The organism is Rhodococcus sp. DT1, assembly GCF_049844875.1.
Taxonomy (GTDB): Bacteria; Actinomycetota; Actinomycetes; order Mycobacteriales; family Mycobacteriaceae; genus Rhodococcus.
The window spans coordinates 213,570-237,651 of record NZ_JBNCLW010000003.1; the positions used below are offsets into that span (position 1 = coordinate 213,570).

At 65.9% G+C, this 24,082-nt stretch carries 25 protein-coding genes and 1 pseudogene; 6 read left to right on the top strand and 20 right to left on the bottom strand.

The window, feature by feature from the left end:
• Positions 1-3: 3 nt before the first annotated feature.
• The 5 genes and pseudogenes from ACLQ3J_RS08730 to ACLQ3J_RS08750 all read right to left on the bottom strand — a co-directional run.
• Positions 4-1,029, bottom strand: coding sequence for a BMP family protein (locus ACLQ3J_RS08730; RefSeq protein ID WP_296551742.1), 1,026 nt, complete (start codon positions 1,027-1,029; stop codon positions 4-6).
• A 60-nt stretch (positions 1,030-1,089) separates the two neighbouring features.
• On the bottom strand, positions 1,090-2,052 hold the full coding sequence (locus tag ACLQ3J_RS08735) for an ABC transporter permease (protein ID WP_169621593.1): 963 nt from the start codon (positions 2,050-2,052) through the stop codon (positions 1,090-1,092).
• A complete protein-coding gene (locus ACLQ3J_RS08740) occupies positions 2,049-3,128 on the bottom strand; it encodes an ABC transporter permease (protein ID WP_425902860.1) in 1,080 nt (359 codons plus the stop codon). Before ACLQ3J_RS08740 ends, ACLQ3J_RS08735 begins: the two co-directional genes overlap by 4 nt.
• Entirely contained in the window at positions 3,125-3,928 is an 804-nt protein-coding gene (locus tag ACLQ3J_RS08745) for an ATP-binding cassette domain-containing protein (protein WP_425903154.1), read from the bottom strand. Before ACLQ3J_RS08745 ends, ACLQ3J_RS08740 begins: the two co-directional genes overlap by 4 nt.
• A 213-nt stretch (positions 3,929-4,141) precedes the next feature.
• Positions 4,142-4,552, bottom strand: a pseudogene (locus ACLQ3J_RS08750) (ATP-binding cassette domain-containing protein); the annotation flags it as partial.
• 279 nt (positions 4,553-4,831) lie between these two features.
• Here ACLQ3J_RS08750 and ACLQ3J_RS08755 point away from each other — a divergent pair.
• A complete protein-coding gene (locus ACLQ3J_RS08755; RefSeq protein WP_169652587.1) occupies positions 4,832-5,410 on the top strand; it encodes a helix-turn-helix domain-containing protein in 579 nt (192 codons plus the stop codon).
• Positions 5,411-5,499: 89 nt separating this feature from the next.
• The gene (locus ACLQ3J_RS08760; RefSeq protein WP_169652588.1) at positions 5,500-6,456 is read left to right on the top strand and encodes an isopenicillin N synthase family dioxygenase; all 957 of its coding nucleotides are present in this window, start codon (positions 5,500-5,502) and stop codon (positions 6,454-6,456) included.
• Between the two features lie 46 nt (positions 6,457-6,502).
• On the opposite strand, the gene ACLQ3J_RS08765 is transcribed toward ACLQ3J_RS08760, so the two are convergent.
• From ACLQ3J_RS08765 to ACLQ3J_RS08815, 11 genes are all read right to left on the bottom strand, one after another.
• Entirely contained in the window at positions 6,503-7,996 is a 1,494-nt protein-coding gene (locus tag ACLQ3J_RS08765; protein ID WP_169652589.1) for an aldehyde dehydrogenase family protein, read from the bottom strand.
• On the bottom strand, positions 7,993-8,883 hold the full coding sequence (locus ACLQ3J_RS08770; protein ID WP_425902862.1) for an aromatic ring-hydroxylating dioxygenase subunit alpha: 891 nt from the start codon (positions 8,881-8,883) through the stop codon (positions 7,993-7,995). The genes ACLQ3J_RS08765 and ACLQ3J_RS08770 overlap by 4 nt, the downstream gene beginning before the upstream one ends.
• On the bottom strand, positions 8,880-10,433 hold the full coding sequence (locus tag ACLQ3J_RS08775; RefSeq protein ID WP_346765144.1) for a GMC family oxidoreductase: 1,554 nt from the start codon (positions 10,431-10,433) through the stop codon (positions 8,880-8,882). The genes ACLQ3J_RS08770 and ACLQ3J_RS08775 overlap by 4 nt, the downstream gene beginning before the upstream one ends.
• Entirely contained in the window at positions 10,420-11,043 is a 624-nt protein-coding gene (locus ACLQ3J_RS08780; protein ID WP_240955133.1) for a thiamine pyrophosphate-dependent enzyme, read from the bottom strand. The genes ACLQ3J_RS08775 and ACLQ3J_RS08780 overlap by 14 nt, the downstream gene beginning before the upstream one ends.
• Positions 11,040-11,540 carry a thiamine pyrophosphate-binding protein gene (locus ACLQ3J_RS08785; protein WP_169621600.1) on the bottom strand — a complete coding sequence of 167 codons (501 nt, stop codon included), beginning with the start codon at positions 11,538-11,540 and terminating at the stop codon, positions 11,040-11,042. The genes ACLQ3J_RS08780 and ACLQ3J_RS08785 overlap by 4 nt, the downstream gene beginning before the upstream one ends.
• A gap of 20 nt (positions 11,541-11,560) precedes the next feature.
• Entirely contained in the window at positions 11,561-12,145 is a 585-nt protein-coding gene (locus ACLQ3J_RS08790; RefSeq protein WP_425902864.1) for a glutathione S-transferase family protein, read from the bottom strand.
• The gene (locus ACLQ3J_RS08795; RefSeq protein ID WP_425902865.1) at positions 12,142-12,798 is read right to left on the bottom strand and encodes a Rieske 2Fe-2S domain-containing protein; all 657 of its coding nucleotides are present in this window, start codon (positions 12,796-12,798) and stop codon (positions 12,142-12,144) included. The genes ACLQ3J_RS08790 and ACLQ3J_RS08795 overlap by 4 nt, the downstream gene beginning before the upstream one ends.
• On the bottom strand, positions 12,795-13,049 hold the full coding sequence (locus tag ACLQ3J_RS08800; protein ID WP_169621603.1) for a hypothetical protein: 255 nt from the start codon (positions 13,047-13,049) through the stop codon (positions 12,795-12,797). Before ACLQ3J_RS08800 ends, ACLQ3J_RS08795 begins: the two co-directional genes overlap by 4 nt.
• 370 nt (positions 13,050-13,419) lie before the next feature.
• Entirely contained in the window at positions 13,420-14,454 is a 1,035-nt protein-coding gene (locus tag ACLQ3J_RS08805; protein WP_425902867.1) for an ABC transporter substrate-binding protein, read from the bottom strand.
• An 11-nt stretch (positions 14,455-14,465) separates the two neighbouring features.
• Positions 14,466-16,049, bottom strand: a complete 1,584-nt coding sequence (locus ACLQ3J_RS08810; protein ID WP_425902869.1) for an ABC transporter permease — start codon at positions 16,047-16,049, stop codon at positions 14,466-14,468.
• Between the two features lie 41 nt (positions 16,050-16,090).
• Positions 16,091-17,446: an 8-oxoguanine deaminase gene (locus ACLQ3J_RS08815; protein ID WP_425902871.1), complete on the bottom strand. Its 1,356-nt coding sequence runs from the start codon at positions 17,444-17,446 to the stop codon at positions 16,091-16,093.
• 429 nt (positions 17,447-17,875) lie between these two features.
• Here ACLQ3J_RS08815 and ACLQ3J_RS08820 point away from each other — a divergent pair, with 429 nt between their 5' ends.
• Both ACLQ3J_RS08820 and ACLQ3J_RS08825 read left to right on the top strand, forming a co-directional pair.
• Entirely contained in the window at positions 17,876-18,622 is a 747-nt protein-coding gene (locus ACLQ3J_RS08820; RefSeq protein WP_425902872.1) for an ABC transporter ATP-binding protein, read from the top strand.
• 119 nt (positions 18,623-18,741) lie between these two features.
• On the top strand, positions 18,742-19,128 hold the full coding sequence (locus ACLQ3J_RS08825) for a hypothetical protein (RefSeq protein ID WP_425902874.1): 387 nt from the start codon (positions 18,742-18,744) through the stop codon (positions 19,126-19,128).
• A 72-nt stretch (positions 19,129-19,200) separates the two neighbouring features.
• On the opposite strand, the gene ACLQ3J_RS08830 is transcribed toward ACLQ3J_RS08825, so the two are convergent.
• Complete coding sequence (locus ACLQ3J_RS08830; RefSeq protein ID WP_169621609.1) at positions 19,201-20,898, bottom strand: fumarate hydratase; 1,698 nt, start codon at positions 20,896-20,898, stop codon at positions 19,201-19,203.
• 242 nt (positions 20,899-21,140) lie between these two features.
• Between ACLQ3J_RS08830 and ACLQ3J_RS08835 the strand changes: the two genes are divergently transcribed.
• Complete coding sequence (locus ACLQ3J_RS08835) at positions 21,141-21,920, top strand: CPBP family intramembrane glutamic endopeptidase (protein WP_425902875.1); 780 nt, start codon at positions 21,141-21,143, stop codon at positions 21,918-21,920.
• 50 nt (positions 21,921-21,970) lie between these two features.
• Here the strand turns inward: ACLQ3J_RS08835 and ACLQ3J_RS08840 are convergent, their stop codons facing one another.
• Positions 21,971-22,186, bottom strand: a complete 216-nt coding sequence (locus ACLQ3J_RS08840) for a maltose regulon activator MalT (protein ID WP_169621611.1) — start codon at positions 22,184-22,186, stop codon at positions 21,971-21,973.
• A gap of 95 nt (positions 22,187-22,281) precedes the next feature.
• The gene (locus ACLQ3J_RS08845) at positions 22,282-23,061 is read right to left on the bottom strand and encodes a helix-turn-helix domain-containing protein (RefSeq protein ID WP_425902876.1); all 780 of its coding nucleotides are present in this window, start codon (positions 23,059-23,061) and stop codon (positions 22,282-22,284) included.
• Positions 23,062-23,146: 85 nt separating this feature from the next.
• Between ACLQ3J_RS08845 and ACLQ3J_RS08850 the strand changes: the two genes are divergently transcribed.
• A complete protein-coding gene (locus tag ACLQ3J_RS08850) occupies positions 23,147-23,497 on the top strand; it encodes a DUF1330 domain-containing protein (RefSeq protein ID WP_425902877.1) in 351 nt (116 codons plus the stop codon).
• Here ACLQ3J_RS08850 and ACLQ3J_RS08855 read toward each other — a convergent pair.
• The gene (locus ACLQ3J_RS08855; protein WP_425902878.1) at positions 23,469-24,056 is read right to left on the bottom strand and encodes a mismatch-specific DNA-glycosylase; all 588 of its coding nucleotides are present in this window, start codon (positions 24,054-24,056) and stop codon (positions 23,469-23,471) included. The genes ACLQ3J_RS08850 and ACLQ3J_RS08855 overlap by 29 nt on opposite strands.
• Positions 24,057-24,082: the final 26 nt, after the last annotated feature.

Consider the following 24,082-nt stretch of genomic DNA (forward strand, 5'->3'; position numbering starts at 1 on the left):
GGGTTACGCTCCGCCCTTGTATTCGACCTCGAACTCGCCGGACTTGATCTTCTCCCGGTACTCCTCGAAGAGCGCCATCGCCTCGGGGGAGATCTTGTCGGCGAACGCAGGGTTCACCGCGACGTCGACGCCGCCCTCCGCGAAGTCCACGTCGTAGTACTTGGCGGGATCGATGTTGCCCGACTCGACGTCTGCCACCATCGCGCGGAGGACCTCGTCGAGATTCCACACGATCGAGGACACGACGTTCTCGGGGGCGAGCGGCGTCTGGTCCATCGCGTAACCGGCGACACCCACGCCGCGCTGCTTGGCACCTTCGATCGTGGCCGCGTCCACGCCGCACGTGGTGAACTGATCGGCGCCCTGGTCGACGAGCGCGTTGACAGCCTCGAGGGTCTGGGCCGCAGCGTCGGACCATCCGCCGATGTAGGACGGCCGGAGCTGGATTTCGCCCGGTCCCTTGTAGCTCAGGCGGGCACCGTCGGCGAACGACTCGATCTGCGCCTTGCACACCGGGATCTCGAAACCGGCTGTGCCGGCCAGAATTCCGGACTTCGTCAGGTCACCGGCGAGAATGCCCGACAGGAAGGAGCCCTCGTAGAACGGTTGGCTGTAGTCGGCGAGGTTGGCAGTGATGTCACCGAACCCGCCGGCGTAGGCGAACAACACGTCTGGGTAGTCCGCGATGACACCCTTGATCGGCTCGCCGTAGTTGAACGAGTGTCCCACGACGAGGTCGTGGCCGTCCTCGGCGAGGTCGGTCACGATCTGGGCGATCTGTTCGGAGGTGGCGCCCGAATCCTGCTGCACCACGGTCAGATCGATGAGTCCCTCGGCTTCGAGTTTCTCGGCGCCTTCCACCATGCCCTGGTTCCACCCGAGGTCGTTGACCGGGCCTGAGGTGATGATGGCGGCTTTGACGACGCCGTCGGACGACGACGATGCTCCGGACTCCGAACTCGACGAGCATCCGGAAACGGCGACTCCGGCCGCGGCGATCACCGCAACAGCGGTACCCAGTTTCTTCACGTGTTTCTCCTAGGGGAACGGAGACTCGTGTACACGAGCCTGTCTCGGGGGGGGGGGTAGTTATCTGGCAGGAACGAAGGGAACGCCGAGTGCCTTGGGTGCGTTGTTGCGGGCGAAACCCACGGTGGTCACGACAACGGCGACGAGGGTTACCGCGTACGGCATCGCCTGGAAGAGTTCGTACGGCACCGAGGTCGCTTGACCACCGGACGCTGCTTGCACGCGCAACTGGAAGGCATCGACGAGGCCGAACATGAAGCCGCCGGCGATGGCGCCGAGCGGGTTCCACCTGGCCAGGATCACCACACCGAGGGCGATCCAGCCTCGGCCGCCGGTGATGCCGTCCTGGAAGAAGCCGAGTCCGTCGATCACGAGAGCGCCGGCCATGCCCGCTGTTGCGCCGGAGATCAGAAGGGTGATCCAGCGGGTGCGGGGAACCGAGACGCCGACCGAATCGGCAGCCTCGGGACTCTCTCCCGCCGCGCGCACGGACAGTCCGAACGCGGTGCGCGAGAGCACCCACCACAGCGCCACCACCAGCAGCAGTGCCGCGTAGACGAGGGGCGACTGGGAGAAGACGATCTGGCCGATCGCGGGAATGTCCGAGAGCACAGGCAGGTCGACGGGCGTGCTGCCCTGAATGCGCGGGGGTGTGCCGGTCATCCCGAAGACCTGGAGGTAGAGGAACGACGCGAGTCCGGTCCCGAGGATGACCACCGAGATTCCGGTGATGATCTGGTCGACTGCCATCGTGATCGTCAGGTAGCCGACGATCGCAGCGGTCAGGAGGCCGGCGACAGCGCCGGTGACGGCCCCGAACAGAGGGTTTCCGGTGTAGTAGACGGTCACGAATGCCGTGATGGCACCGACCATCATCTGGCCTTCGATACCCAGGTTCATGAGGCCGGAACGTTCGGCCAGGCAGGCTCCCGCAGCAGCGAGGATGATGGGCACCGCGAGGCGCAGCGCGGCCGTGAGCAGGGGGACGAGCGCTCCGGCGCCCAGGACGTCGGACCAGTTCATCGGGCACGCTCCACGATTCGATTGGCGAGCAGCACCGTCAGGATCATCACGGCCTGCACGACGGTGCCGATGGACGCCGGGATCTCCTGGGTTCGCTGAACCGCCTGGCTGCCGAGCGTGAGGCCCGAGACCAGGGCCGCCGCGAGGACGATGCCGAACGGATTGCGTCGTCCGAGCAAGGCCACCACGATCGCGGTGAAACCGATGCCCGAGGAGACGGCGAGCGACAGGCGGAACTCGCTGCCGAGCAACATGATCGCTCCGGCGATGCCACCGAGCGCGCCGCTGACAAGTGCGGAGGTGACGATGGTCCGCGCAACCGAGATGCCGTTTGCCGCAGCCACGCTGGGGCTCTCACCGACGATCTGAGACGAGAATCCGAACCGGGTCGAGCGCATCAGCCACCAGACCAGCGGGACCGCTGCGACAGCGACGAACACGCCGATGTGGATCCGCGTGCCCGGAATGGTCGCCAGGGCCGCCCACTCGGGGATGCGTTCTGATTCCGGGGTGAACCCGTTGGGATTGGCGAGGGGTTTGCGCACCGCCCAGGCCAGGGCATAGAAGACGAGGTAGTTGAGCATGAGCGAGGAGATGATCTCGTTCACGCCCAGTCGTGCCTTCAGCACGCCTGCGATACCGCCGATGCACGCGCCGGCGGCGGCCGCGGTGACGGCCACGACCGGGATCGCGACCCAGCTCGTGCCGAGCGGGATGCTCAGCACCACTGCCGCGGCGGTGATGGCTCCGACGTCGTAATGACCCTGCGCGCCGATGGTGATGAATCCCGTGCGGTATGCGATCGCGTAGCCGAGGCCCATGAGCACCAGCGGTGTCATGCCGGTGAGCAGACGTCCGAGCTGGGTGTCGCCGCCGAGTGCGGCGTTCAGCATCGTCGCGTAGGCCTGTCCGGGGTTGCCCCCGGCGAGGACGATCAGTACCGCGCCGACAGCGAGACCCACGACCACTGCGAGGAACGGAATCCCGACGGTGGTCAGGTGGCCGCGCAGGCGCGAACTCGTCGCCGGGTCCGGGGTCGGTGCCGCCGTCGGCGGACTCAGCATGCCGGTGCTCATGCCGCCACTTCCTGGAATCCGCCCATCGCGGAACCGAGAGCCTCGCGGTCGAACGGGCCCTCGTCGAATTCCGCGACGATCCGCCCGCGATACAGGACGACGACACGGTCTGCGAGACTGCAGATCTCGTCGAGGTCAGAGGAGATCAGCAGGATCGCGGCACCACGCGCCCGGTGTTGGACGAGGGTGTCCCACACGAATTCCGTTGCGCCGACGTCGAGACCGCGTGTCGGCTGGGCCACGACCAGCACGGCGGGAGCGCCGTCGAGAACCCGGCCGAGCACCACACGCTGGGCGTGGCCGCCGGAGAGCGTGCCCGCGAGCGTGCGGGGGCTCGAGGCCTTCACCGACAGGGCAGCGATGATGCGTTCGGCGCGTTCACGGATGGCGCTGCGGGACAGTCGGCCCCCGCGCCGCGCGAGGGGAGGGGTGGTGTAACTGTCGACCGCGAGATTCGTGTCGATGCCGAGCGATTTCACCAGGCCGCGGGTGTAGCGGTCGGAGGGAACGATGCCGACCCCGGCATCGCGGAGAAAGCGCGGACTCGAGATGTCGACCTCCCGGTCGGCGATGCGCACCGCACCGGACGCATCGGCAGCGAGGCCGGAGAGGACGTCCTCGAGCGAGGACTGCCCGTTGCCCTCGACACCGGCCACCGCGACGAGTTGCCCGGCCCCGACCCGCAGGGTCACCTCGTCCAGCTTTCCGGGCACCGAGACCCCGACGAGTTCGAGCATGCGTCCTCCGGACGGTTCCGCAGCGGCGCGGCGAATGCCGAGACCGACGTCGCGTCCGACCATGTCGCGGGCGAGTTCGGCGGTGGTGACCTCTGCGACCGGTTTCTCCGCGACCAGCCGTCCGCCGCGGAGCACACCCACCCGGTCTGCCGCTTCGAGCACTTCTTCGAGGTGATGCGTGATGAGCACGATGCCGACCCCCCGCTCGACCGCCAGATCGCGGATCTGTGCGAGCAACGAATGAACTTCTGCCGGAGCCAGATTCGCGGTGGGCTCGTCGAGCAGTAGATATCGGGCTCCGAGATGCAGTGCCCGCAGGATCTCGACTCGCTGCTGCTCACCCACCGACAACGAATCGACGCGGGCCGTCGGGTCACAACCGAGTCCGGTGTCCTCGGCCAGTGCGGCGATCTCGTCACAGGTGCGACGCAGCCGTCCGCGTCCGACCACACCGCGGGAGCGACCGAGCAAGAAGTTCTCGGCAACCGTCATGGTCGGGACCAGCATGAAATGCTGGTGGACCATGGCGATGCGGTCGCGGCCCCCGGCGTCGAGCGACAGGTCGTCGACGGTGATGGTGCCCGCATCCGGAGGCAGCAGTCCGGTGAGAATCCGCATCAGCGTGGACTTTCCGGCACCGTTCTCGCCGAGGAGTGCGTAGACCTCGCCGGGCCGAATGTGCAGCGAGACGTCGCGGAGGACGATGTTGTCTCCGAACGACCGCGCGATGCCCTGCATCACGACGCCGTCGTCGGCGCCGGAGAGTTCGGCCGCCGGTGCGGTGGTGATGCGGGATGTTGAAGCTGGTGTCACCATTCGGTGTGACCTTCCGAGTAATTCGCTATTTGTTAAGGCGAGACGATCCAGGGTCCGGGTTGAGAGACCATGTCCGATCCGTGACGTTTGTGTTTCGGGGTTCGGAAGACGGTTTCGTTTGTGCGGAACCTGCGACGTGGAGGGGGAGATGTGACACCGGAAGAACACGATCGGGTTGCCCGGGTCGGACGGGCTGTTCGCATTGCCCGCAGACAGGCGGGACTCAGCGCTCGGACGCTGGCGACGCGCGCCGGGATCAGCCAGGCGTTCCTGAGTCAGGTCGAGCGAGGACTCAACGTGCCGTCGCTGGCGACGCTGTACAAGATCGCAGATGCGTTGGAGTGCTCGCCGTCGCACTTTCTCGACGCGGCACCGGAAGGAGACGTGCTGGTGGTGCGGGCGGAACGGCGCGTCGCGCAGGCTGTGACCGGGGCCCCGACCACCCCGACGACGTGGATTGCACAGGGCAACGGAGCGATCGGCGAGGTGTACCAGTACGTCATCGCCCCCGAGGACGATGTCAGCGGGTGGTTTCGCCGCCCGGACGACCTCGTAGTCGTGATCACCGATGGTTGCCTCGAAGTGCGAATGCGGGACCGTGAATCCGTCGTCCTCGAAGAAGGGGACTGCCTGTTCGCCGTCGCCGGCACCGAAATGCAGTGGGAGCACCGGGGAGTGGAACGCGCGCGGGTGGTGCTGTGCGTGGGCGCGCCGCGGGAACCGTCGTAACACGCACCTCACCGGAACGAGACGGCACGGCAGCATCGCAGGAATTAACTGATAGCGATCACTTGCCGACCCTCTTTCCAGGAGCACCCATGGACGCACTGCCCGTCATCGACCTCCGGCCGTTACGTGACGGAAGCGACCCGCACACGGTCGTTCGCGCGCTCGACGCCGCGTGCACCGACCTCGGGTTCTTCGTCGTGACAGGACACGGCCTCGAGCCGGGACTCCGCGCCGAGACGATGGAGCAGGCGCGCCGGTTCTTCTCGTTGCCGTTCGAGGAGAAGATGGAGATCTCTATCGCGAAGTCGCCGTGCCACAGCGGATACGTCCCGCCGAAGGCCGAGACTCTCGACGCGGCGATCGGAGCCGATGCCAAGGAAGCGCTCGACATCACCTACGACCGTGGCCCCGACCACCCGGAGGTCGTCGCGGGCACACCGTTGCACGGGCCGGCGCAGTGGCCGGCCGCACTCATGCCCGAATTCAAGAGCGTCGCCGACGAGTACGCGCACGCCTGCCTCGAGATCAACACGCACCTCATGCACGGACTCGCCCTCGCCCTCGGCCTGACCCGCGAGGCGTTCGAGCCCATGTTCACCGATCCCATCGCCTCCCTGCGCATGCTGCACTACCCACCGGTCCCGGAGGGGGACACCGCGCCCGGCGCGGGAGCCCACACCGACTACGGGTCCCTGACGCTGCTCGCACAGGACGATGTCGGGGGGCTGCAGGTCGCGGCGCGCGGGGGAGGATGGATCGATGTCGTCACCCCACCGGATGCGCTCATCGTCAACCTCGGCGACATGATCGCGCGGTGGACCAATCACCGATACGTGTCGACCCGCCACCGGGTGCTCAACCCCGTTGGGAAGGACCGGTATTCACTGCCGTACTTCGTGGCCCCGGATTTTCATGCGGTGATCGAGGCGATCCCCACGTGCGTGGAGCAGGGGGCGGAGCCGATCTACCCGCCCATCACGGTCGGGGAGTACATGCTCTCGCGTTTCGACGCGACGCACGACTACCTCAAGAAGGAGGCGTCATGAGGTGTCGGCCCCGATCCGGAATGGTTCGGGATACGGGTCCGGATCGTCAGACGGTAAGACACACGGTCTTGGTCTCGAGGTAGTTCTCCAGTCCTGCCGCACCGTTCTCGTACCCCCACCCGGACTGCTTGTGGCCTCCCTTGACCAGTTCAGGGGAGAAGTACGAGTGGCAGTTGATCCACACTGTGCCGGCGCGGATCGCGCCGGCCATCCGGTGGGCTCGGGAGAGATCCGCTGTCCACACGCTCGCGGCGAGACCGTAGTCGGTGTCGTTGGCCCAGGAGATCACCTCGTCGGTGTCGTCGAACGGGGTGACGGTCACGACGGGCCCGAATATCTCCTCGCGCATCATGGGTAGATCCGGTGCGGCGTCGACTACGACCGTCGGCTCGTAAAAGCTGCCGGACTCGCCCACCGCGCGGCCACCCGTCACGACAGTCGCGCCCCGGCGCACACCGTCATCGACGTAAGCGGCCACAGTCTGCCGGTGCCGCATGCTCACCAGCGGCCCGAGGTCGGTACCACTGTCGAGTCCGTGTCCCAGTCGGAGTCCGGCGGCAGCCTCCGCAAGACCGTCGACCACCTGCTCGTAGACGGCACGCTCGGCATATACCCGCGACCCTGCGACGCATACCTGCCCGCAGTTGGCGAAGATGCCGCGAGCGAGACCGGGCACAGTCTGCGCCAGCTCTGCATCGCCGAACACCACCGCGGGCGACTTGCCGCCGAGTTCGAGGGTGAGCCGCGCAAGGCGGCCCGCACCGGCCGATGTCACGAGTTTCTTGCCCACTTCGGTCGACCCGGTGAAAGTCACCTTGTCCACGCCCTGGTGCTCGGCCAGCATCCGCCCCACCTCGGCGCCGCCGGTGAGGATGTTCACCGTCCCGGCGGGAAGCCCCGCCTCCGCGAGCAGTTCCCCCAGTCGCAGTGCGGTGAGCGAGGTGTCCTCAGCCGGCTTGAGTACCACCGTGCACCCCGCAGCCAATGCCGGTGCCAGTTTCATGGCAGCCATCAGCAACGGCGAATTCCACGGCACGATCGCAGCCACCACACCTACCGGTTCACGGAGCGTGTGAGCGATGACCTGCTTGCCCAGCGGCTGATAGGTGATCGACGGTGTCACCGTGGTCCCGGTGATCTTCGTTGCCCAACCCGCGTAGTAGCGGAACTGTTCCGCGGCAGAGGGTATCTCCGCGAAGCGGGACGTTCCCCAGGATTTGCCCTGGTCGAGGGTTTCGAGCTCGGCGAGTTCGTCTGCATGATCGTCGATCGCTTCCGCGATCCGCCACAACACCCGTGCTCGAGCCGAGGGGGTGAGTGCCGCCCATTCCTCCCTGAGCGCCCGGCGGGCAGCGATGACGGCGGCGTCCACTTCGTCCTGGCCGGCGCAGGAGAGGACGGCGAGAGGTTTTCCCGTAGCAGGATCGATCGTTTCGAACGGTGTGCCCGATCCCGAGACCCATTCGCCGTCGACCAGTAGACGTTTGTCGCCGCTGGTGAGGAAGGTTGCGCTGTAGCGCGGCAGGACGGCGGTGGTCATGAGTCGGCTCCTCGGGAGTGGACGGGGCGGAACGGCAGCGCACCCCAGCGCAAGCCCTTGGCTTTGAGCCAGCGCCGATAGGTGACAGACGACGCGTCGGCCCGGGTAGGGATCTCGTCGCGGGGATCGAGGGGCAACAGCAGGGGACGTTGGTTCTCGACGATGATGCGGTCCTGAAGGAAAATAACCTGCTCGAACTGCACAAGGTCGGTGTGCGGCGAATCCGGGTCGACGAGATACATCACCGGCTGTGCACGGCAGAGTGTTTCGTCGATCGGCTGGATCAGCAGTGCGATCGCGTCTAGGCGGGTGGGATCGGACGGTGAGACCCGGTACAGCATCACCTGATACGGCGCAGGGACACGGTATGTCAGGTGTGCGAAGGACCCTTCGGACGTGGCGGAGACCTGCGGTTGGAAGAACGTGCAGTCCGTAGCCCACACTTCGTCCGTCTCCTTGCGGATCTCCCACTTGTAGCGCGCAACCTCGGTGGCAGCCTCACCGCCGAGGATGCCGGTGTGCACGAACGGGAAATGCGCCATGTCCAGGAAGTTCTCGACGACACGGCCGGGTGAGGTGCGCATGGTGACCCAGCCGCAGGGCACGTAGCGGCGGTCGGGCTCGTCCGCCTCGTCGATGGTGAAGACGTCTCGCTCCGGGGCGCCGAGAGTGGTCCACACGAACCCGAACCGCCGCCGTACGGGCAGGTGTCGACCGTAGGCCAGCACCGTGGGCTCCCCGTCGCTGCCCACGCTGATCTCGACTTCGGCACCGAGCAGCCGCGTCTGCACAGCTGCACCGGAGACTTCGTTCTCGGCGCACACCGGATACCACTGGTCGAGCACGACGGGGTCGTCACAGATCGGCGAGGGCACCGGACCGGTCACGAGGTACTCCCTTCTGTTCCGGAGATGATGGCTGCCGCCCGTTCGGCGAGCGCGATGACGGGGGCGTTGGTGTTGCACGACGGCAGGACCGGAATCACAGACGCGTCCACCACCCGCAGGGCTGTCACGCCGTGGACCCGGAGATCCGGGTCCACGACCGCGTCGGGGCCCGAGCCCATCGCGCAGGTGCCGGCGGTGTGGAAGAACGTCGCGCAACTTGCGCGTACGAATGCTTCGGCCTCTCGGCGCCCGAGACGCCGGTCGGGTGCGACCGGTGATTCGATCAGTGCCGCGAGGGCAGTGGTCTCGGCCAGGTCGAAGACACGATCGAGCCCGGCGACGAGCGCGTCGCGGTCGCGGGGATCGGACAGGTACCTGGGGTCGATGCACGGCGACACCTCCGGGTCCGGCGACCGCAGCGTCAGCTCCCCGGTGCTGTGGGACCGCATGAGTCCCGGTGAGATCGCGAATACGTCTCCGGTGACATCGAAACGGTCGGCGATCTCCGGGGTTGCGTGACGTCCCTGGACGACGAACGCGTGCAGATCGGGGAGGTCGAGGGACGCGTCGGAGCGCCAGTTGAGAATTGCTCCACCGCCGTTGTCCCGCACCGGTCCCAGTGGCTCACGCGCGCGGAAGTTCACGCCCATGAGCAGCGGATGGTCCTGTAGGTTGCGTCCCACCCCCGGCAGCGCAACGCGGACGGGCACATCGTGCGAGCGCAGTTGCACGGGATCGCCGATGCCGGAGAGGAGCAACAGATGAGGACTCGAGATCGCACCGGCGCACAGCACGGTCTCGATGTCGGCGTGGATCTCGGTCGCGTGTTCGCCCCGGCCTACGCGCACGCCGGTGCACCGCTCACCGTCGAACACCAGACCGGTGACGGTCGAGTCGGTACGGATCGTCAGGTTGGGACGGGACAGCACCGGTTCGACATACGCACGGGCGGTGCTCGCGCGGTGCCCGTCGTCGTCGACAGTGAGATTCGCGAGCGCGGCGCCCTCGATCTCGGGGCCGTTGCAGTCGTCCAGCACAGCCATGCCGAGTTCTGCTGCGGCTCCCAGTAATCCGAGTGCGACGGGGTGCGGATCCGAGGGGCGCGTGATGCGGATCGGTCCTCCGGACCCCCGCAACAGGGTGGCTCCGCCTTCCCAGTCCTCAGCCCGGCGGAAGTAGGGGAGCAGGGACGCGAAGTTCCAGCCCTTCGCGCCCGCTCCCTCCCAGGCGTCGTAGTCGGACGGGTGGCCGCGATACCAGAGCATCGCGTTGATGCTGCTCGACCCACCGAGCACCCGTCCGCGTGGAATGAGGACGGCACGGCCGTCGAGCAGGGGGTTCGGAGCGTAGCTGTGCCCCCAGTCGTACTCGCTCCCCAGGAGATCCGCCCACGTTCCGGGGTGGTCCAGCGCGGCTGCGCCGGTGTGGTCCGGACCGGCTTCTACGAGCAGCACGGTGGTGTCCGGGCTCTCGGTCAGGCGGGCGGCCAGCACGCACCCGGCCGACCCGCCTCCCACGATGACGTAGTCGTACCGGTCAATTGTGTTCACTGGGCCCCATAATCGTGATGCCCTCCGTCGCCTCCACGTGGCGGACGAAGATGTACTTGTCTTCGCGTCCGTCGCTGTGCTTGCGTTTGATGCCCGGCTGCACGCTGCTCGAGACCTTGGCGACGAGCACATAGGGTTCGTCGGCGGCGAGTCCGGCAACACAGTGCTTGTCGAACTCCTCGAGCGTCGTTGCTGTATAGGACTTCTCGATTCCACAACCGCGAGAGATCGCCGCGATGTCGACATTGCCGCGGGCCGTATGCGTCGGTGGGCCACCGATGGATTGGTAGCACTCGTTGTCCCACACGACGGTGAACAGGTTGCGTGGCTTCTCGTTGGCCAGTGTGGCGAGGATGCCGAGGTTGAACAGCATGCCTCCGTCGGTGTCGAGGGAGATGATTCTGCGGTGCGGCAAGCCGACGGCGAGTCCGAACGCCTGCGGGGTCACACAACCGAGTTGCTGCTGGAACAGGCTCGCCTGCCGCATGTGTGGAGCGGCGTTGTACCACTCGTCGACGCTGGCGCCGAGCGAGAGGATGACCAGTTCGTCCTCGAGGCGGGCGGCGAGTGCCTGCATGCACTCGAATCGGGTCATGCGCATGGTGGTCATCGGACGAGTCCTCCTCCGAGAGCGATGGCGGAATGGTGGTAGGCCGAGTAGGACCATTCGAATGCGTCGCGGATGGCGCGCTCGATGCCTTCTTCCTCGCGCACGATGCGGTACGGGATGCGCAGAGCGTCGAGGATCGGTTCCATGGTGATCCCGTGCGGTACGGCCCACCAGTTGTTCTCGCCGAGTTCGCCGCGGTAGCTCATGAGCATGATGACCGGGATGCCGGCACCGAGTCCCATCCGGGCGAGGGGTTCGACCGAGGCGCGGAGTCCGGAGTTCTCCATGATGAGCGCGGCTCGCTTGCCGGAGAGGAAGATTCCGCCGCAGATCGCGGCACCTTCACCCTCGTTGGTCACCTGGATGGTGCGGATCCCCGGGTGTGCGTCGAGTGCGGGGTACAACTCTTTGAACAGGGAATCCGGTAGATAGCAGACGGTGCTCACGCCGGCCTGCTCGAGGCCGCGGATCACCGCGTCGACGGTGGATTGCTGCATGTCGGTCCTTCCGGTGGTGGTCAGGGGAAGACGGGGATTCCGGGCATCTCGACGAAGCCCGGCAGGTGTTTGACCTGCCGCATCCAGCGCCGGAGTGCGGGGAACGTGTCGTGGTCGATGCCGATGTCCCGGCTCAGCGCAGCGGCGGGGTACAGCGCCAGATCGGCGACCGTGGGCCGGTCGGCGGTGAACCAGTCGTGGTCGGCGTGGAGAGCGAGGTGGTCGTCCAATGTCTGGAGAACCGTGAGCGCAGCGCGCGTGTCGACGGCGTCGGTGGTGTAGAGCGCGGTGTCGCGGCAGGCGTAGACGTGTTCGAGCGGACCCGACGCGAACGTCAGCCATTCCGGTGTCGTTGGTGCCCAATCGGTTCCAGCTGCCAGGTGTTCGAGAACGGCCACGGTGCCGACGAGTACGGTGGTGCCGGTCTCGAGCACCGGGAGTGCGCCGGACGGCGTGAGTTCGCGGTACCGGCCGCTCAGGTGTGCTCCACCAGGGATCACATCGACGGGCTCGATCCGGTGTTCGTAACCGAGCACCGACGCCGCAAGTCGCACCGAATAACAGCGCGGGTCGAGCGGAAAGTCGTGGAGTACCGGAATCGTCATGATGCGACCACCGGTGCGAAGGCGGTCGCACTCTCGCGGATGTCGTGTATCCGGCGGACCAGCGCACGCACCGTGTCGTCCGGCACCGCCCCCGGAGCGATCAGGTGCAAGGCGGTGGTCTGCGCGTCGACTACCTGAATTCCTGCGAGGATCGCGGTTCCGTCGAGGATGCCCACTGCGACCGTGCCCTTGTCCTGGAAGTCTTCGGTGAAAGAACGCAACCGATCGACGACCTGCTCCCTACCTTCCCGGATCCAGACCGAGCGGACGGGGGTGGCCACGGAGGGGATACGGGAGAGTTCGGTGTCGTCGGCGGGATCCGCCGAACTCACCCAGACGAGACCGCCGCGCTCGAACGCCCGGTACCGCGTCGGCCGGACAGAGCCCGGAGGTTCCATTCGTGGGTGTGCGGGCACATGACGACATGCGCCGTCGCCGTCGAATTGCCAACCGTGGTAAAGGCATACGAGCCGATCGTCGCGGACGAATCCGAAGCTCAAGCGCATTCCGCGGTGCGGGCAGCGGTCGGCCCAGGCGTGGAGCGTGCCGCCGGCATCGCGCCACAGGGCGACGGACGACCCGTCAACGGTGGTGCCGGTCGCGGCACCCGGTTCGATGTCGCGACCGAGCGCGACGGGAAGCCAGACGGTCATGGCAGGACTCTCCTCTCGGTCGATGTGAGGTCGAGGACGACGTTGTCGTCGGGTGCGAGCGCGCACGCTGCCTCGAATGCCCCGACGAGGTCGGGGTCGCCGTGGGTGTGGAGTTCGATCCGGTGTTCGGTCGCGGTCACCACAGTGGCGTGAATGCGGAGAAGCTCGGCTCGGGACACCGAGAACCGGATCATGACAGCGGGATCGAATCGTCCGACGAGCGTGAGCGTGGACGAGATTGCGCTGCTCATGTCAACAGGAGCAGGTGTGCCGGCCGAGTCCGATTGCGGTGGCGGCTGTGTGATTCATGAGTCCTCCGGGAGACGTGTGGTGCTTCGTCTGGGACGGCCCTCGCACCCGTCTCCGGAGATGTCCTCTTCCGGAGGGGAGCTCCGGATCGTTCGCCGGCAGTGCCGGACGGACAGCATCGACTCGATTTGCGATGCGGTTCAAAGTATTACACAGCGTTGGAATGAAAACCGCCGCCGGGGATGAAATTCCCGTTACGGCCGTGTGACTTTCGCGCCCGACAGGTAGACGACGGTAGTGCAGCACGCGGCGGAACGCCTGTACCGGTGGATCCGGTGGGTCGCGGGATGCGTCGCCACCGGATCCAACGCCTCAGAGCGAGTCGAGAACAGAGGTCGTGAACAACTGGTCGGCCGACACGTCGATCCCGGCGGCATTGAGCGTCTTGATGTTCTGTTCGATCAGCACCGGGGGAAGTGTCAGCAACCCGAGCGAGTCCGTGTCCGGCGTGACCATGATCTGTTCGAGAATTTTCGATTCCAGGAGCTGTTGCGCCCGGTCGAATCCCTGGTCCTTACCGAACACGTCGACGGTGAGGTTCGTCCCGAGTTCCGGGTCGGCGAGATTGGCTTCCCATCCGCGCCGTTCTGCTCGGAGGAACGCGGCAAGCTGCTCGGGATTCTCTTGTAAGGTCTGTGCCTTTGTGAAGTAGACACCGGAGAACACCGCGTATCCGTAGTCGGCGAAGAGGAACGTGTGGGTCTCGATGCCCTTGACTTCCAGCTGGGTAGGTTCGTTGATCACGAAAACGACCTGCCCATCGACCTCGCGATTCGCAACGGGTGAGGGATCGAACTGGACCGGCACGACTTCGACGGACCCGGGATCGATGTCGTTGATCTGAAGCAGCAGGTTGAACGCAGTCTCGTTCAAAGCGGCGACACCGATTTTCTTACCGACCATGTCTTGGGGCGAGTTGATCGGATTGTCGGCGCGGGAGAGGAGGCAGAAGGGGCTTTTCTGGAATCGCGTGCCGAAGATTCGCAGATCTGCGCCTTGTACCACCGCTTTCGACACGACGTCGGCGTTGCTGCCGCCGATGAGCGCCTTGTCGGACATCACGACCGTGTCGGGGCTTGTGTTCGGGCCGCCGTTGAGGAAGTTGATCGAGAGCCCGTTCTCTCGGTAGTAGCCGCGGTCGGCGGCGATCCAGCTTCCGGAGTGCTCGGTGGTAGGAAGCCAACTGAGCTGATAGTTGAGGGCGGTGGTCCCGTCCGGCGCGGTGGTTGCGCCGCTCCCGGATGAGCATGCAGACAAAAGGGTGGGCCCTCCGAGGGCCAGCGCACCGAGGCCGAGCCCACGGCGGAGCAGAGTGCGACGCGAAAGGGGATGTTTCGCAGGGGTCATCGTAGAACTCCTTAGTGGAAGCGATTGCGACTGAGCGCGTTCTCGGCTGCGGTGGCGAGAGCGTAGGCAAGAAGTGATACGACCGTGATGAGGACGACCGAGGACCACAGCCGGCCGTAATTTGCGCCGGTAGATGCCCTGAGCATGAGGAAACCGATTCCGTCCCCGGTCGCCAGCCATTCGGCCAGAAGTGCCCCCATCACGGCAGAAGGGGCCGCGATTCGTGCCGCGGCGAACACGCTCGGCAACGCGTACGGAATTCGGGCGCGAACCATCAGGTCGAATCTGGAAGCGCCGTAGGCGCTGAGCAGATCGATTGCGCCCGACGGCACTGAACGTAGCCCGGTGACAATAGTGACCAGCGACGGGAAAAAGGTGACGATTCCTGCGATCACGACAACGGTTGCGACGTCGCGGCCGAAGACCAACGCGATCAACGGCGTCATCGCAACCAGTGGTACGGCGCGGAGAGCTACCGCTACCGGCATCACGGCAGCTTCGACAGCGGGCCACGAGAGTACTGAGACGGCGACGACGAACGCGGCGACAGTCCCGGCCAGATACCCGTAACTCGCGTGAAGTGTTGTCGTGCCGAGCGCCGAGATCAGTTGGTCTCGTTCGCTACCCGGCGTGGCAAGATAACCCCACACGTCCGCGGGTCCTTTTGCGAAGTACGGATTCAGCCCCATGATCGCGACCTGCCACAACACCAGCGATCCGAGTACGGCTCCGGCTGCGGTACCCGCAGTGAGGGCAATCCTCTTGGGGATCGATCCCGATGCTGTCCTCGGGACGGTTCCGCCGGTCATGGTCGCCGACCAGGAGCACACACGGCGTTCGACTGCCGCAGTGGCCAGATACGCCGCACCCGCAAGCATCGTTGCGTACAGCGCCAGTGCCCAGGTGCGTTCCACGTCCAGGGATTGCTGCGCATAGACCATCGCAACGCCGAGTCCTGAGTCCGCGCCGAGATACTCACCGATGATTGCGCCCAGTACCGCTGCCGGGGCTGCAATCCTCAAGCCACCGAAGGTCGCCGGTAATGCAGACGGCAGAGTTACCCGGACGAACTCCTGCCGGCGCGAGCCCCCGGCCGTGCGTACCACATCGATCGCCGCCTGGTCTGCGGCCTTCGCGCCGACCATGACCGCGACGAGCGTCGTGAAGAAGACGCTCTGTGCGGCGATGACGACTTGGGGTCGGTCGCCGTCGAGCACCGCGGTGAGAATCGGAGCGATCGCGATCACCGGGAGGCAATACAAAGCGAGTGCCACCTGGGTCGCAACTCTCTCGATCGGCCGGATGAGAATGAACACTGTGGCCAAGACGAATGCCGCCGCATTACCGAACAACCATCCGCGCGCGGCTTCCGAGGCGGTCTGTACGAGGTTCGGGAAGACCATCGACCAATCCGTCACCGCTTGGGTGACGATCGCAGTAGGAGTCGGTAGGGCGAAGTAGGACGAGAAGACCGTGGCGGCGAGCAATTGCCACACCGCCAGCATCGCGAGGATTCCCGCGACGCGATGGGTTGCTCGCCACTTGTGCTGTTGCAGTGTGAGATTCCCCTGACGGGTGGAGCTGAATATCGACACTGCTTCATACCTCGATCCTGAGTAGGGGAAATGTCTCGGACTCAGTGCGCGAACGAGTGCTGCATCCGCGTCGAGATGCGGCGGTGCTCGACCAGCGCGTCGGCCAGTCCGGCGACACGCAACTCTCCCGACTCCACGAGAACGCGGCCGTTGACCACGGTGATCCACGCGCGCGCCGGCCCGCAACGCAACAGGGCTTCGACCGGATCGGTATGTGCTCCGGCCAGCGACACGGGATCCATATGCCACGCGACGAGATCGGCAACGGACCCCGGTGTGAGTCGGCCGAGTTCGTCGTCCCACCCGAGGCACCGGGCCGATCCGACTGTGGCGATTCCGAGTGCGTCGCGCGCCGTCATGCTGGTCGGCCCCCCGATGAATCGACCGAGGAGCAGCGCGGTACGGGCTTCGAGCCAGAGTGACGCGTGATCGGTCGACGCCGAGCCGTCACAGCCCAGTCCGACTGCCATACCCTCGCTGTGCAAGGCCGCAACGCGGGCCGTTCCGGAGCCGATGAGCATGTTCGAGCTGGGGCAGTGCGCCACGCCGACTCCGGCGGAGGCCAGCCGCCGCGTCTCGCTGCCGGACGGGTGGATGAAGTGTGCGACCCACGAACGGTTTCCGGCCCATCCGACGTCTTCGAAATGTTCGACGGGGGTGCGGCCGTACCGTTCCATGCAGTAGGTGTGCTCGTCGAGATCTTCGGCAAGATGAGTATGCAAGCGCACCCCTGAGCTTTCCGACATTTCTGCGGTGCGGCGCATGAGGGTCTCGTCGACGGAGAAAGGGGAGCACGGCGCGAGAGCGATTCGAGTCATCGCTCCCGGCTGCGGGTCGTGGTACGTGTCGATCAGTCGCTGACTGTCGGCGAGAATGGTGTCGGCATCCTGCGTCACGCTCGCGGGTGGGAGGCCGCCGTCCTCGATCGACAGCGACATCGACCCACGAGTGGGGTAGAAGCGGAAGCCGATATCGCGGGCCGCACGGATCTGGGCGTCGATCAGATTGGGCCGGGGATGCACGTAGAGATGGTCGGTGGTGGTCGTGCAGCCGCCCAGCAGGAGTTCCGCGAGTCCGACATACGTCGAGACGTACACGGCCTCCTCGTCCAGGTTCTCCCAGATCGGATAGAGGCCGGTGAGCCAGTCGAACAGCGATCCGTTCACCGCCGGCCCGTAGGACCGCGTGAGGTTCTGATACATGTGGTGATGCGTGTTGATCAGTCCCGGGGTCACCGTCCTCTGCCCCGCTGAGATAGTCTGCCGGGCAACAGGTTCGGTTCCTCTGGCCCCGACTGCGGCGACACGTCCGGCGGAAATTGCCAGCCAGGCGTCCGCGATCTCGGATCCGGGCTCGAGTACCAGATAGCCGATATCGCGCACAAGCAGATCGTGCATGGTTGTTCTCCCTCTCCTGGCAGACCGGACCTGTCTGTGATGGCCCTCGCACCCATCACCGGAGAGGGTGTCCTCCTCTGGAGGGGAGCTCCAGATCGTGTACCGGTCGCGCCGGACGGACGGCGGGCTCGTTCTCTGATGCCCTATGGCGCAAGAAGTTACGAGTACTCTTGGACGATAGCTTTGCGCGGATGTAAATGATGGGTTACTCGTCGGCCCTCTTGACACGCGATGGTGGGCGCGGCACCGTAGAGATCCTCTCGGGCATCGCGATCAGCAGCCCGTCGGCGGTGTCTGTCGTGACACGCTCGTCAATGCATCTCCTACGGATCGGAGTTCGGCACCGTGACTTCTCTCTCCTCATCCGTTGTCCCGCCGGATTCGGCGGGCGCACTTCGCCCTCCGGGTACCGGCCTGGATATCAGCGGTTTGACCCGGACGTTCCAGTCGGGACGATCGCGCGTCACCGCGCTCGACGACGTCGACATCCGAACCTCGGAGGGGCAGTTCCTGTCGTTGCTCGGTCCGTCCGGATGTGGCAAATCCACGGTTCTGCGGATTCTGGCGGGTCTCGACCGCCCCGACGCCGGCCGTGTCCTTGTCAACGGCATGAGCCCGCAGGAGTTGCGCGAGGGTCATGAACTCGGTGTCGCGTTCCAGGATTCCGCGTTGCTGCCGTGGCGCAGCGTCGAAGCGAACATCTCCCTTCCGCGCCAAGTCGCCGGGGTGCGGGCGGATCCCGACTTGGTCCGGCAACTCATCGGCCTGGTGGGGTTGAGCGGGTTCGAGAAGGCCAAGCCTGCGCAACTGTCCGGGGGAATGCGCCAGCGTGTGTCGATTGCGCGTGCTTTGGTGTTGCGGCCCTCTGTGCTCCTGCTCGACGAACCGTTCGGTGCCCTTGACGACATGACCCGGCAACGCCTGAACCTGGAGTTGCAGCGGATCTGGACCGAACGGCGCGCCACCACCTTGATGGTCACGCACGGGATTGCCGAAGCTGTCCTGCTCTCCGATGTCGTGGCTGTCATGAGTGCACGCCCCGGCCGAATTATCGATGTGGTGCCCATCGATCTCCCCAGGCCGCGCACCGCTGAGACGATGCGGAGCGCCGGATTCCACGGCTATGTGGATGCCCTGAGCAAGTTGCTGTTCAGTGGCGAATCCGGCGAGGGGTGAACCCGGGCGTACGAGGGGTCATGGGTTGCACCTCCCTCCTTTTCCTGTAATAATTCCAAAACTGGATTAATTACAGAAAAGCCGGATCATGTGGGGCCGGGGGAGAAGGAGAGAGTCACATGTTCAGTGTCGACCGATCGGTCGCCCTGCCGCCGCTGGTGCTCGGTGGGCTGCGGCCGCTGTATCGCCAGATGCTGCGCAACGGGGTACACAGCGCCTCGTTCGAGTACCTCGCGCCGGGTGCCGTGCTCGATGTGTGCGTGATCGCGGGCGCACACGGTCCCGAGTTCAACATTCGTTCCCGTGAACACGGCATCGACTTCACGCTCGCGATGACCACGCACTTCCGCGCCGTGCCGGTGCTGGATGCCGACACCTATCGCGCGCTGTGCGAGGTGATCGCGCCGGGTGCCGAGCCCACGCCCGCGACCATCGTCGACTTCCTCCTGCGGGTGGTCGCCCAGTCGCCGGCGGTGCTTTCGCGGACGCACGCCTGCGCGGCCTGAGAGTCGAACCCGAGCAATCGGCCCCGGTGGGAGAAACTCCCACCGGGGCCGATCACGCTGTGGCGCCGGGTCTTACAGTCCCGGACGCTTGCCGACGGTGAGCGTCACTTCGCCGGTGTGGGCGAAGAAGTCGTTGCCCTTGTCGTCGACGACGATGAACGCCGGGAAGTCCTCGACGTCGATCTTCCAGACCGCCTCCATGCCGAGTTCTTCGTATTCGACGATCTCGACATTCTTGATGCAGTCCAGTGCCAGGCGTGCCGCGGGGCCGCCGATCGAACCGAGATAGAAACCACCGTGCCTGTGGCACGCATCGGTCACCTGCTTGGACCGGTTTCCCTTGGCGAGCATGATCATCGAGCCGCCGGCAGCCTGGAACTGCTCGACGTACGAGTCCATGCGACCGGCTGTGGTCGGGCCGAACGACCCGGACGCGAGACCCTCCGGAGTCTTCGCCGGACCGGCGTAGTACACGGGGTGGTCCTTGAGGTACTGCGGCATCTCCTCGCCCGCGTCGAGACGCTCCTTGATCTTCGCGTGCGCGATGTCCCGGGCGACGACGAGAGGACCCGTGAGCGACAAGCGCGTCTTGACGGGGTGCTTAGACAGTTCGGCGAGGATCTCGGGCATCGGACGGGTGAGATCGATCTTCACGGCCGCGCCCTTGCCGGTCCCGGAGACACCGGACGTTTCCGCGTCGAGCGCGCTGTCGGTGATCTCGGGCAGGAAGCGGCCCGGGTCGAACTCGAGCTGCTCGAGGAACACGCCCTCCGGGGTGATCTTCGCCTTCGCCTGGCGGTCGGCCGAGCACGACACGGCGATCGCGACCGGCAGCGACGCACCGTGGCGCGGCAGGCGCACCACGCGGACGTCGTGGCAGAAGTACTTGCCGCCGAACTGCGCGCCGATCCCGATCTTCTGGGTGAGCTCGAAGACCTTCTTCTCCAGTTCGTGATCGCGGAAACCGCGACCCGTCATGGCGCCCTCGGTCGGCAGTTCGTCGAGGTAGTGGGCGGAGGCGTACTTGGCGGTCTTGAGTGCGAACTCTGCCGACGTACCGCCGACGACGATCGCGAGGTGATACGGCGGGCACGCTGCGGTGCCGAGCGACCGGATCTTGGCCTCGAGGAACTGCATCATCGAGTCCGGGTTCAGGATCGCCTTGGTCTCCTGGTACAGGTACGACTTGTTGGCCGACCCGCCGCCCTTGGCCATGAACAGGAACTTGTAGGAGTTCTCGTGGCCCTTCGCGGTGTCCGCGTACAGCTCGATCTGTGCGGGCAGGTTGTTGCCGGTGTTCTTCTCGTCCCACATGGTCAGGGGAGCGTTCTGCGAGTACCGCAGGTTGAGCCGGGTGTAGGCGTCGTACACGCCCCGTGCGATCGACTCCTCGTCGTCACCGGGGGTGAGCACCTGCTGGCCGCGCTTACCCATGACGATCGCGGTGCCGGTGTCCTGGCACATCGGCAGCACACCTGCCGCGGCGATGTTGGCGTTCTTCAGGAGATCGAGCGCGACGAACTTGTCGTTGTCCGATGCCTCGGGATCGTCGAGAATGCTCGCGAGCTGCTTCAGGTGATCCGACCGCAGATAGTGCGAGATGTCGTGCAGCGCTGTCTCGGTGAGCAGGCGCAGCGCCTCGGGCTCGACCTTCAGAAAGGTGCGGCCGTCGGGGCCTTCGACGGTGGACACCCCCTCGCTGGTCAGCAGCCGATACTCGGTGGGGTCTTCCCCGATCGGCAGCAGGTCCTCGTAGAGGAAGTCGGCCATTGTTTCTCCTGGAAGAGGGGGTGGTGTTCCGGAGACAGATTAGTCGCGCAAGATCGTGACCTCGACAACGGGGCATGTGACGCAGGCGTCACATGCAGGTGGTGTGGCCCGCATCTCCGGAACATCGGGGAGTTTCGGGATGTGGGGCTGCGGTCATCCCAGGTCCACAGGCCCGTGCCCGATCTCGCAACTCGGAGGTGACGCGCGTCATGCAGTCTGCCGGTCGAAATCCTTACACTGGTATGGATGCACGAGAAATCCCGGGAGAAGACCGCGTGACCGCTGAAGCCTCACCATTGCCCTCCTTGGCCTGGCTGCCCCGCTTCCACGCATGGATAGATGTCGCGGTAGTGGTTTGCGTCCTGATCGCAACCAATGTGATCGCGCACTTCACGACCGTATGGGCGTCGATCGCCACCGTGCCGGTCTCCGCCGCGATCCTGGTCGTCCTGATGCGGCGCCGAGGTATGCGGTGGTCGGAACTCGGCTTGTCGCCGCGCCACTGGAAGCGCGGCACGCTCTATTCGGTGGCCGCAGTCGCGCTCGTTCTCACAGTCGTGGCGATCGGCATCGCGCTCCCGTTCACCCGGCAGTTCTTCCTGTCCGAGCGCTACGCAACACTGTCCGGCGCGCTCGTCGCATCGATGATCATCATTCCGCTACAGACCGTGATTCCCGAAGAACTCGCTTTTCGCGGCGTGCTTCACGGCACCCTCGAACGCGTATGGGGTGCTCGCGGAGTATTCGCCGCCGGGTCGTTGCTGTTCGGTCTGTGGCACGTCGCGTCCTCCCTCGGTTTGACCGCGGGCAATGCCGGCCTGGCGGCGATCTTCGGGTCCGGCGTCTTGGGGCAGGTCGCAGGCGTCACCGGTGCGGTGATTGCGACCGCCGCCGCAGGGTTCGTCTTCACCTGGCTACGCCGGCGCAGCGGGAGCATCCTCGCTCCGATCGCATTGCACTGGTCGCTCAACGGCGTCGGGGCGCTGGCGGCAGCCCTCGTGTGGCAGATCTCGATGGGCTGACGAGCCTTCCCCTTCAGGCGTGCCGCTCCCGTCGTGTCACTTCCGTGACGTCACTCTTCCGGGTTCTCGATCCAGGAGCCATAGGGCGGAGGCCCGTCGCTCTGAATCTGCAAGCCGAAACTCGGGGAGTGCTTCCACACGTATCCCGGCAGCACATGCTCTTCCGACGTCGCGTTGTTCATGATCACGATGTCCCCGGTGGCACGCTGCTCGAGAGCGAAACCGTCGTCGCGTCCGTCGACGACCCACCATTTCGTAGTGCTCATGACGAAGCCTTTCGGATCTGCTCGAACACAGTTTCCGTCCCAACGGTAGCGCGCACGACACCGCCACGACACCGCTTCGGCAACCTCTCCGGTGCCTACCCGGCGCGCAGCGCCGAAGCCGTCCAGGCGTCCGCGGGATAGAACGCTTCGATGGCCAATTCCGACACCGTGACGTCCAGGGGGGTCCCGAACAGCGTGGTCGTGCTCAGGAACGACAACACGCCGGTGTCGACCCGTAACTGCAGCGGCACGACCAGCGCGTGGGGATCCGTGGCCGAGACCGGGTCGTCGCACGGATACTGCTCGAGTTCCCGGTGCAGGAGCGCGAGCACGGGATCGCCGGTCGCCGCGATCTGATGGCGCAACCGTGCCAGCAGGTGCGCGCGCCACTGGCCGAGATTGGCGATACGCGGCGCAAGTCCCCGCGGGTGGAGTGTCAGCCGCAGCACGTTGACGGGCGGTTCGAGCAGGTCCGCCGCACAGTCCGAGACCAGCGCCGTGATGGCGTCGTTCGCGTCGACCATCGTCCAGTGCCGGTCGACGACCAGCGCGGGAAACGGCCGGTGCAGTTCCAGGATCCGGGTGATGGCATCGGCGACCGCACTCAACGGCACGTCGTCGAGCCGGTGCTCCGGATAGGCGGGCGCGAGTCCCGCGGCGAGCAGAATCGAGTTTCGTTCCCGCAAGGGAATATCGAGATGCTGGCTCAGTTTCACCACGATGTCCCGGGACGGCTGCGACCGCCCTGTCTCGACAAAGCTGATGTGCCGCGACGAGATGCCTGCCCGATGCGCAAGGTCGAGTTGGCTCATTCCCCGGCGTTCCCGCCACGCGCGCAGCAACGCCCCGGGCCGGACCCTCTCGACGACCGTCATGTTGTCGAGAATAGAGCCGCCGGGAACGGCCGCCATTACCTCCGAGGTAATCGACCGGCGCCGCCCGGCACGGCACGCTCGAGGCATGACCGCATACGCAGTAGCCCACCTCCGCAGCGTCGACTACGGAGACGCCATCGCCGAATACCTGACGAAGATCGACGACACCGTTCGTGCATTCGACGGCCGGTTCCTCGTCCACGGAACAGACCCCCACGTCCTCGAAGGGGAATGGCCCGGCCACCTGGTGCTCATCGAGTTCCCCGACCTCGAACGGGCACGCGGGTGGTACGACTCGCCCGAGTATCAGGAAATCCTTCCGCTGAGGACCGAGAACTCGGACGGTTCGGCGATTCTCGTGGAGGGGACCGCGCCCGGTTATCGCGCGGCGGGCTACCTCGACAAGATCAGCGGGCGGGTGAACTCGGAGAGCTGAGGATCCCCGCGGCCCGAGCAGGTTCCGCGTAGGCCACCGCCAGCGACTCGACGGTCTCGTGGGCATTGAGTCCGCTCGGGTTGGGTACCACCCACAGCGGCGTGCCCCCGATGGTGTCGTCCTGAAGACCCGTCCGCGCCGTGCGCTTGCCGAACGCCGCCCGGTACGCGGTGATCCCCGCAACCGCGACGACCCGCGGGCGGAACTCGGCCACCTCCGACGCCAATCGTTCGGCGCCCGCACGTAATTCGTCCGACGTCAGCTCGTCGGCGCGGGCGGTCGCCCGCGGAGCCAGGTTGGTGATGCCCACGCCGCGTTCGATCAGGTGGTTGCGATCGGCCGCACTCATTCCTTCCGACGGGGTGATCGGGTGTGTGATGATCCCGGCCCGAAAAAGCGCGGGGTAGAACCGATTTCCGGGTCGCGCGAAGTGGGCACCCGTCGCCGCAGTCCACAGCCCGGGATTGATCCCGACGAACAGCAAGCGGCATCCCGGCCCGACGAGGTCGGGAACCACGGCGTCGCGGAAGGAGTCGAGTTCGGCACGTGTGAAACCCATCGGTCCACAGTAAGCGGTGGCTGCCC

Coding starts and splice junctions, on each gene's coding strand:
- ACLQ3J_RS08735 (WP_169621593.1), bottom strand. CDS start 2,052: ATGAACTGGTCCGACGTCCTGGGCGCCGGAGCGCTCGTCCCCCTGCTC.
- ACLQ3J_RS08740 (WP_425902860.1), bottom strand. CDS start 3,128: ATGAGCACCGGCATGCTGAGTCCGCCGACGGCGGCACCGACCCCGGAC.
- ACLQ3J_RS08745 (WP_425903154.1), bottom strand. CDS start 3,928: ATGGTCGGACGCGACGTCGGTCTCGGCATTCGCCGCGCCGCTGCGGAA.
- ACLQ3J_RS08760 (WP_169652588.1), top strand. CDS start 5,500: ATGGACGCACTGCCCGTCATCGACCTCCGGCCGTTACGTGACGGAAGC.
- ACLQ3J_RS08765 (WP_169652589.1), bottom strand. CDS start 7,996: ATGACCACCGCCGTCCTGCCGCGCTACAGCGCAACCTTCCTCACCAGC.
- ACLQ3J_RS08780 (WP_240955133.1), bottom strand. CDS start 11,043: ATGACCACCATGCGCATGACCCGATTCGAGTGCATGCAGGCACTCGCC.
- ACLQ3J_RS08785 (WP_169621600.1), bottom strand. CDS start 11,540: ATGCAGCAATCCACCGTCGACGCGGTGATCCGCGGCCTCGAGCAGGCC.
- ACLQ3J_RS08790 (WP_425902864.1), bottom strand. CDS start 12,145: ATGACGATTCCGGTACTCCACGACTTTCCGCTCGACCCGCGCTGTTAT.
- ACLQ3J_RS08795 (WP_425902865.1), bottom strand. CDS start 12,798: ATGACCGTCTGGCTTCCCGTCGCGCTCGGTCGCGACATCGAACCGGGT.
- ACLQ3J_RS08800 (WP_169621603.1), bottom strand. CDS start 13,049: ATGAGCAGCGCAATCTCGTCCACGCTCACGCTCGTCGGACGATTCGAT.
- ACLQ3J_RS08805 (WP_425902867.1), bottom strand. CDS start 14,454: ATGACCCCTGCGAAACATCCCCTTTCGCGTCGCACTCTGCTCCGCCGT.
- ACLQ3J_RS08815 (WP_425902871.1), bottom strand. CDS start 17,446: ATGCACGATCTGCTTGTGCGCGATATCGGCTATCTGGTACTCGAGCCC.
- ACLQ3J_RS08825 (WP_425902874.1), top strand. CDS start 18,742: ATGTTCAGTGTCGACCGATCGGTCGCCCTGCCGCCGCTGGTGCTCGGT.
- ACLQ3J_RS08830 (WP_169621609.1), bottom strand. CDS start 20,898: ATGGCCGACTTCCTCTACGAGGACCTGCTGCCGATCGGGGAAGACCCC.
- ACLQ3J_RS08835 (WP_425902875.1), top strand. CDS start 21,141: ATGGATGCACGAGAAATCCCGGGAGAAGACCGCGTGACCGCTGAAGCC.
- ACLQ3J_RS08840 (WP_169621611.1), bottom strand. CDS start 22,186: ATGAGCACTACGAAATGGTGGGTCGTCGACGGACGCGACGACGGTTTC.
- ACLQ3J_RS08845 (WP_425902876.1), bottom strand. CDS start 23,061: ATGACGGTCGTCGAGAGGGTCCGGCCCGGGGCGTTGCTGCGCGCGTGG.
- ACLQ3J_RS08850 (WP_425902877.1), top strand. CDS start 23,147: ATGACCGCATACGCAGTAGCCCACCTCCGCAGCGTCGACTACGGAGAC.
- ACLQ3J_RS08855 (WP_425902878.1), bottom strand. CDS start 24,056: ATGGGTTTCACACGTGCCGAACTCGACTCCTTCCGCGACGCCGTGGTT.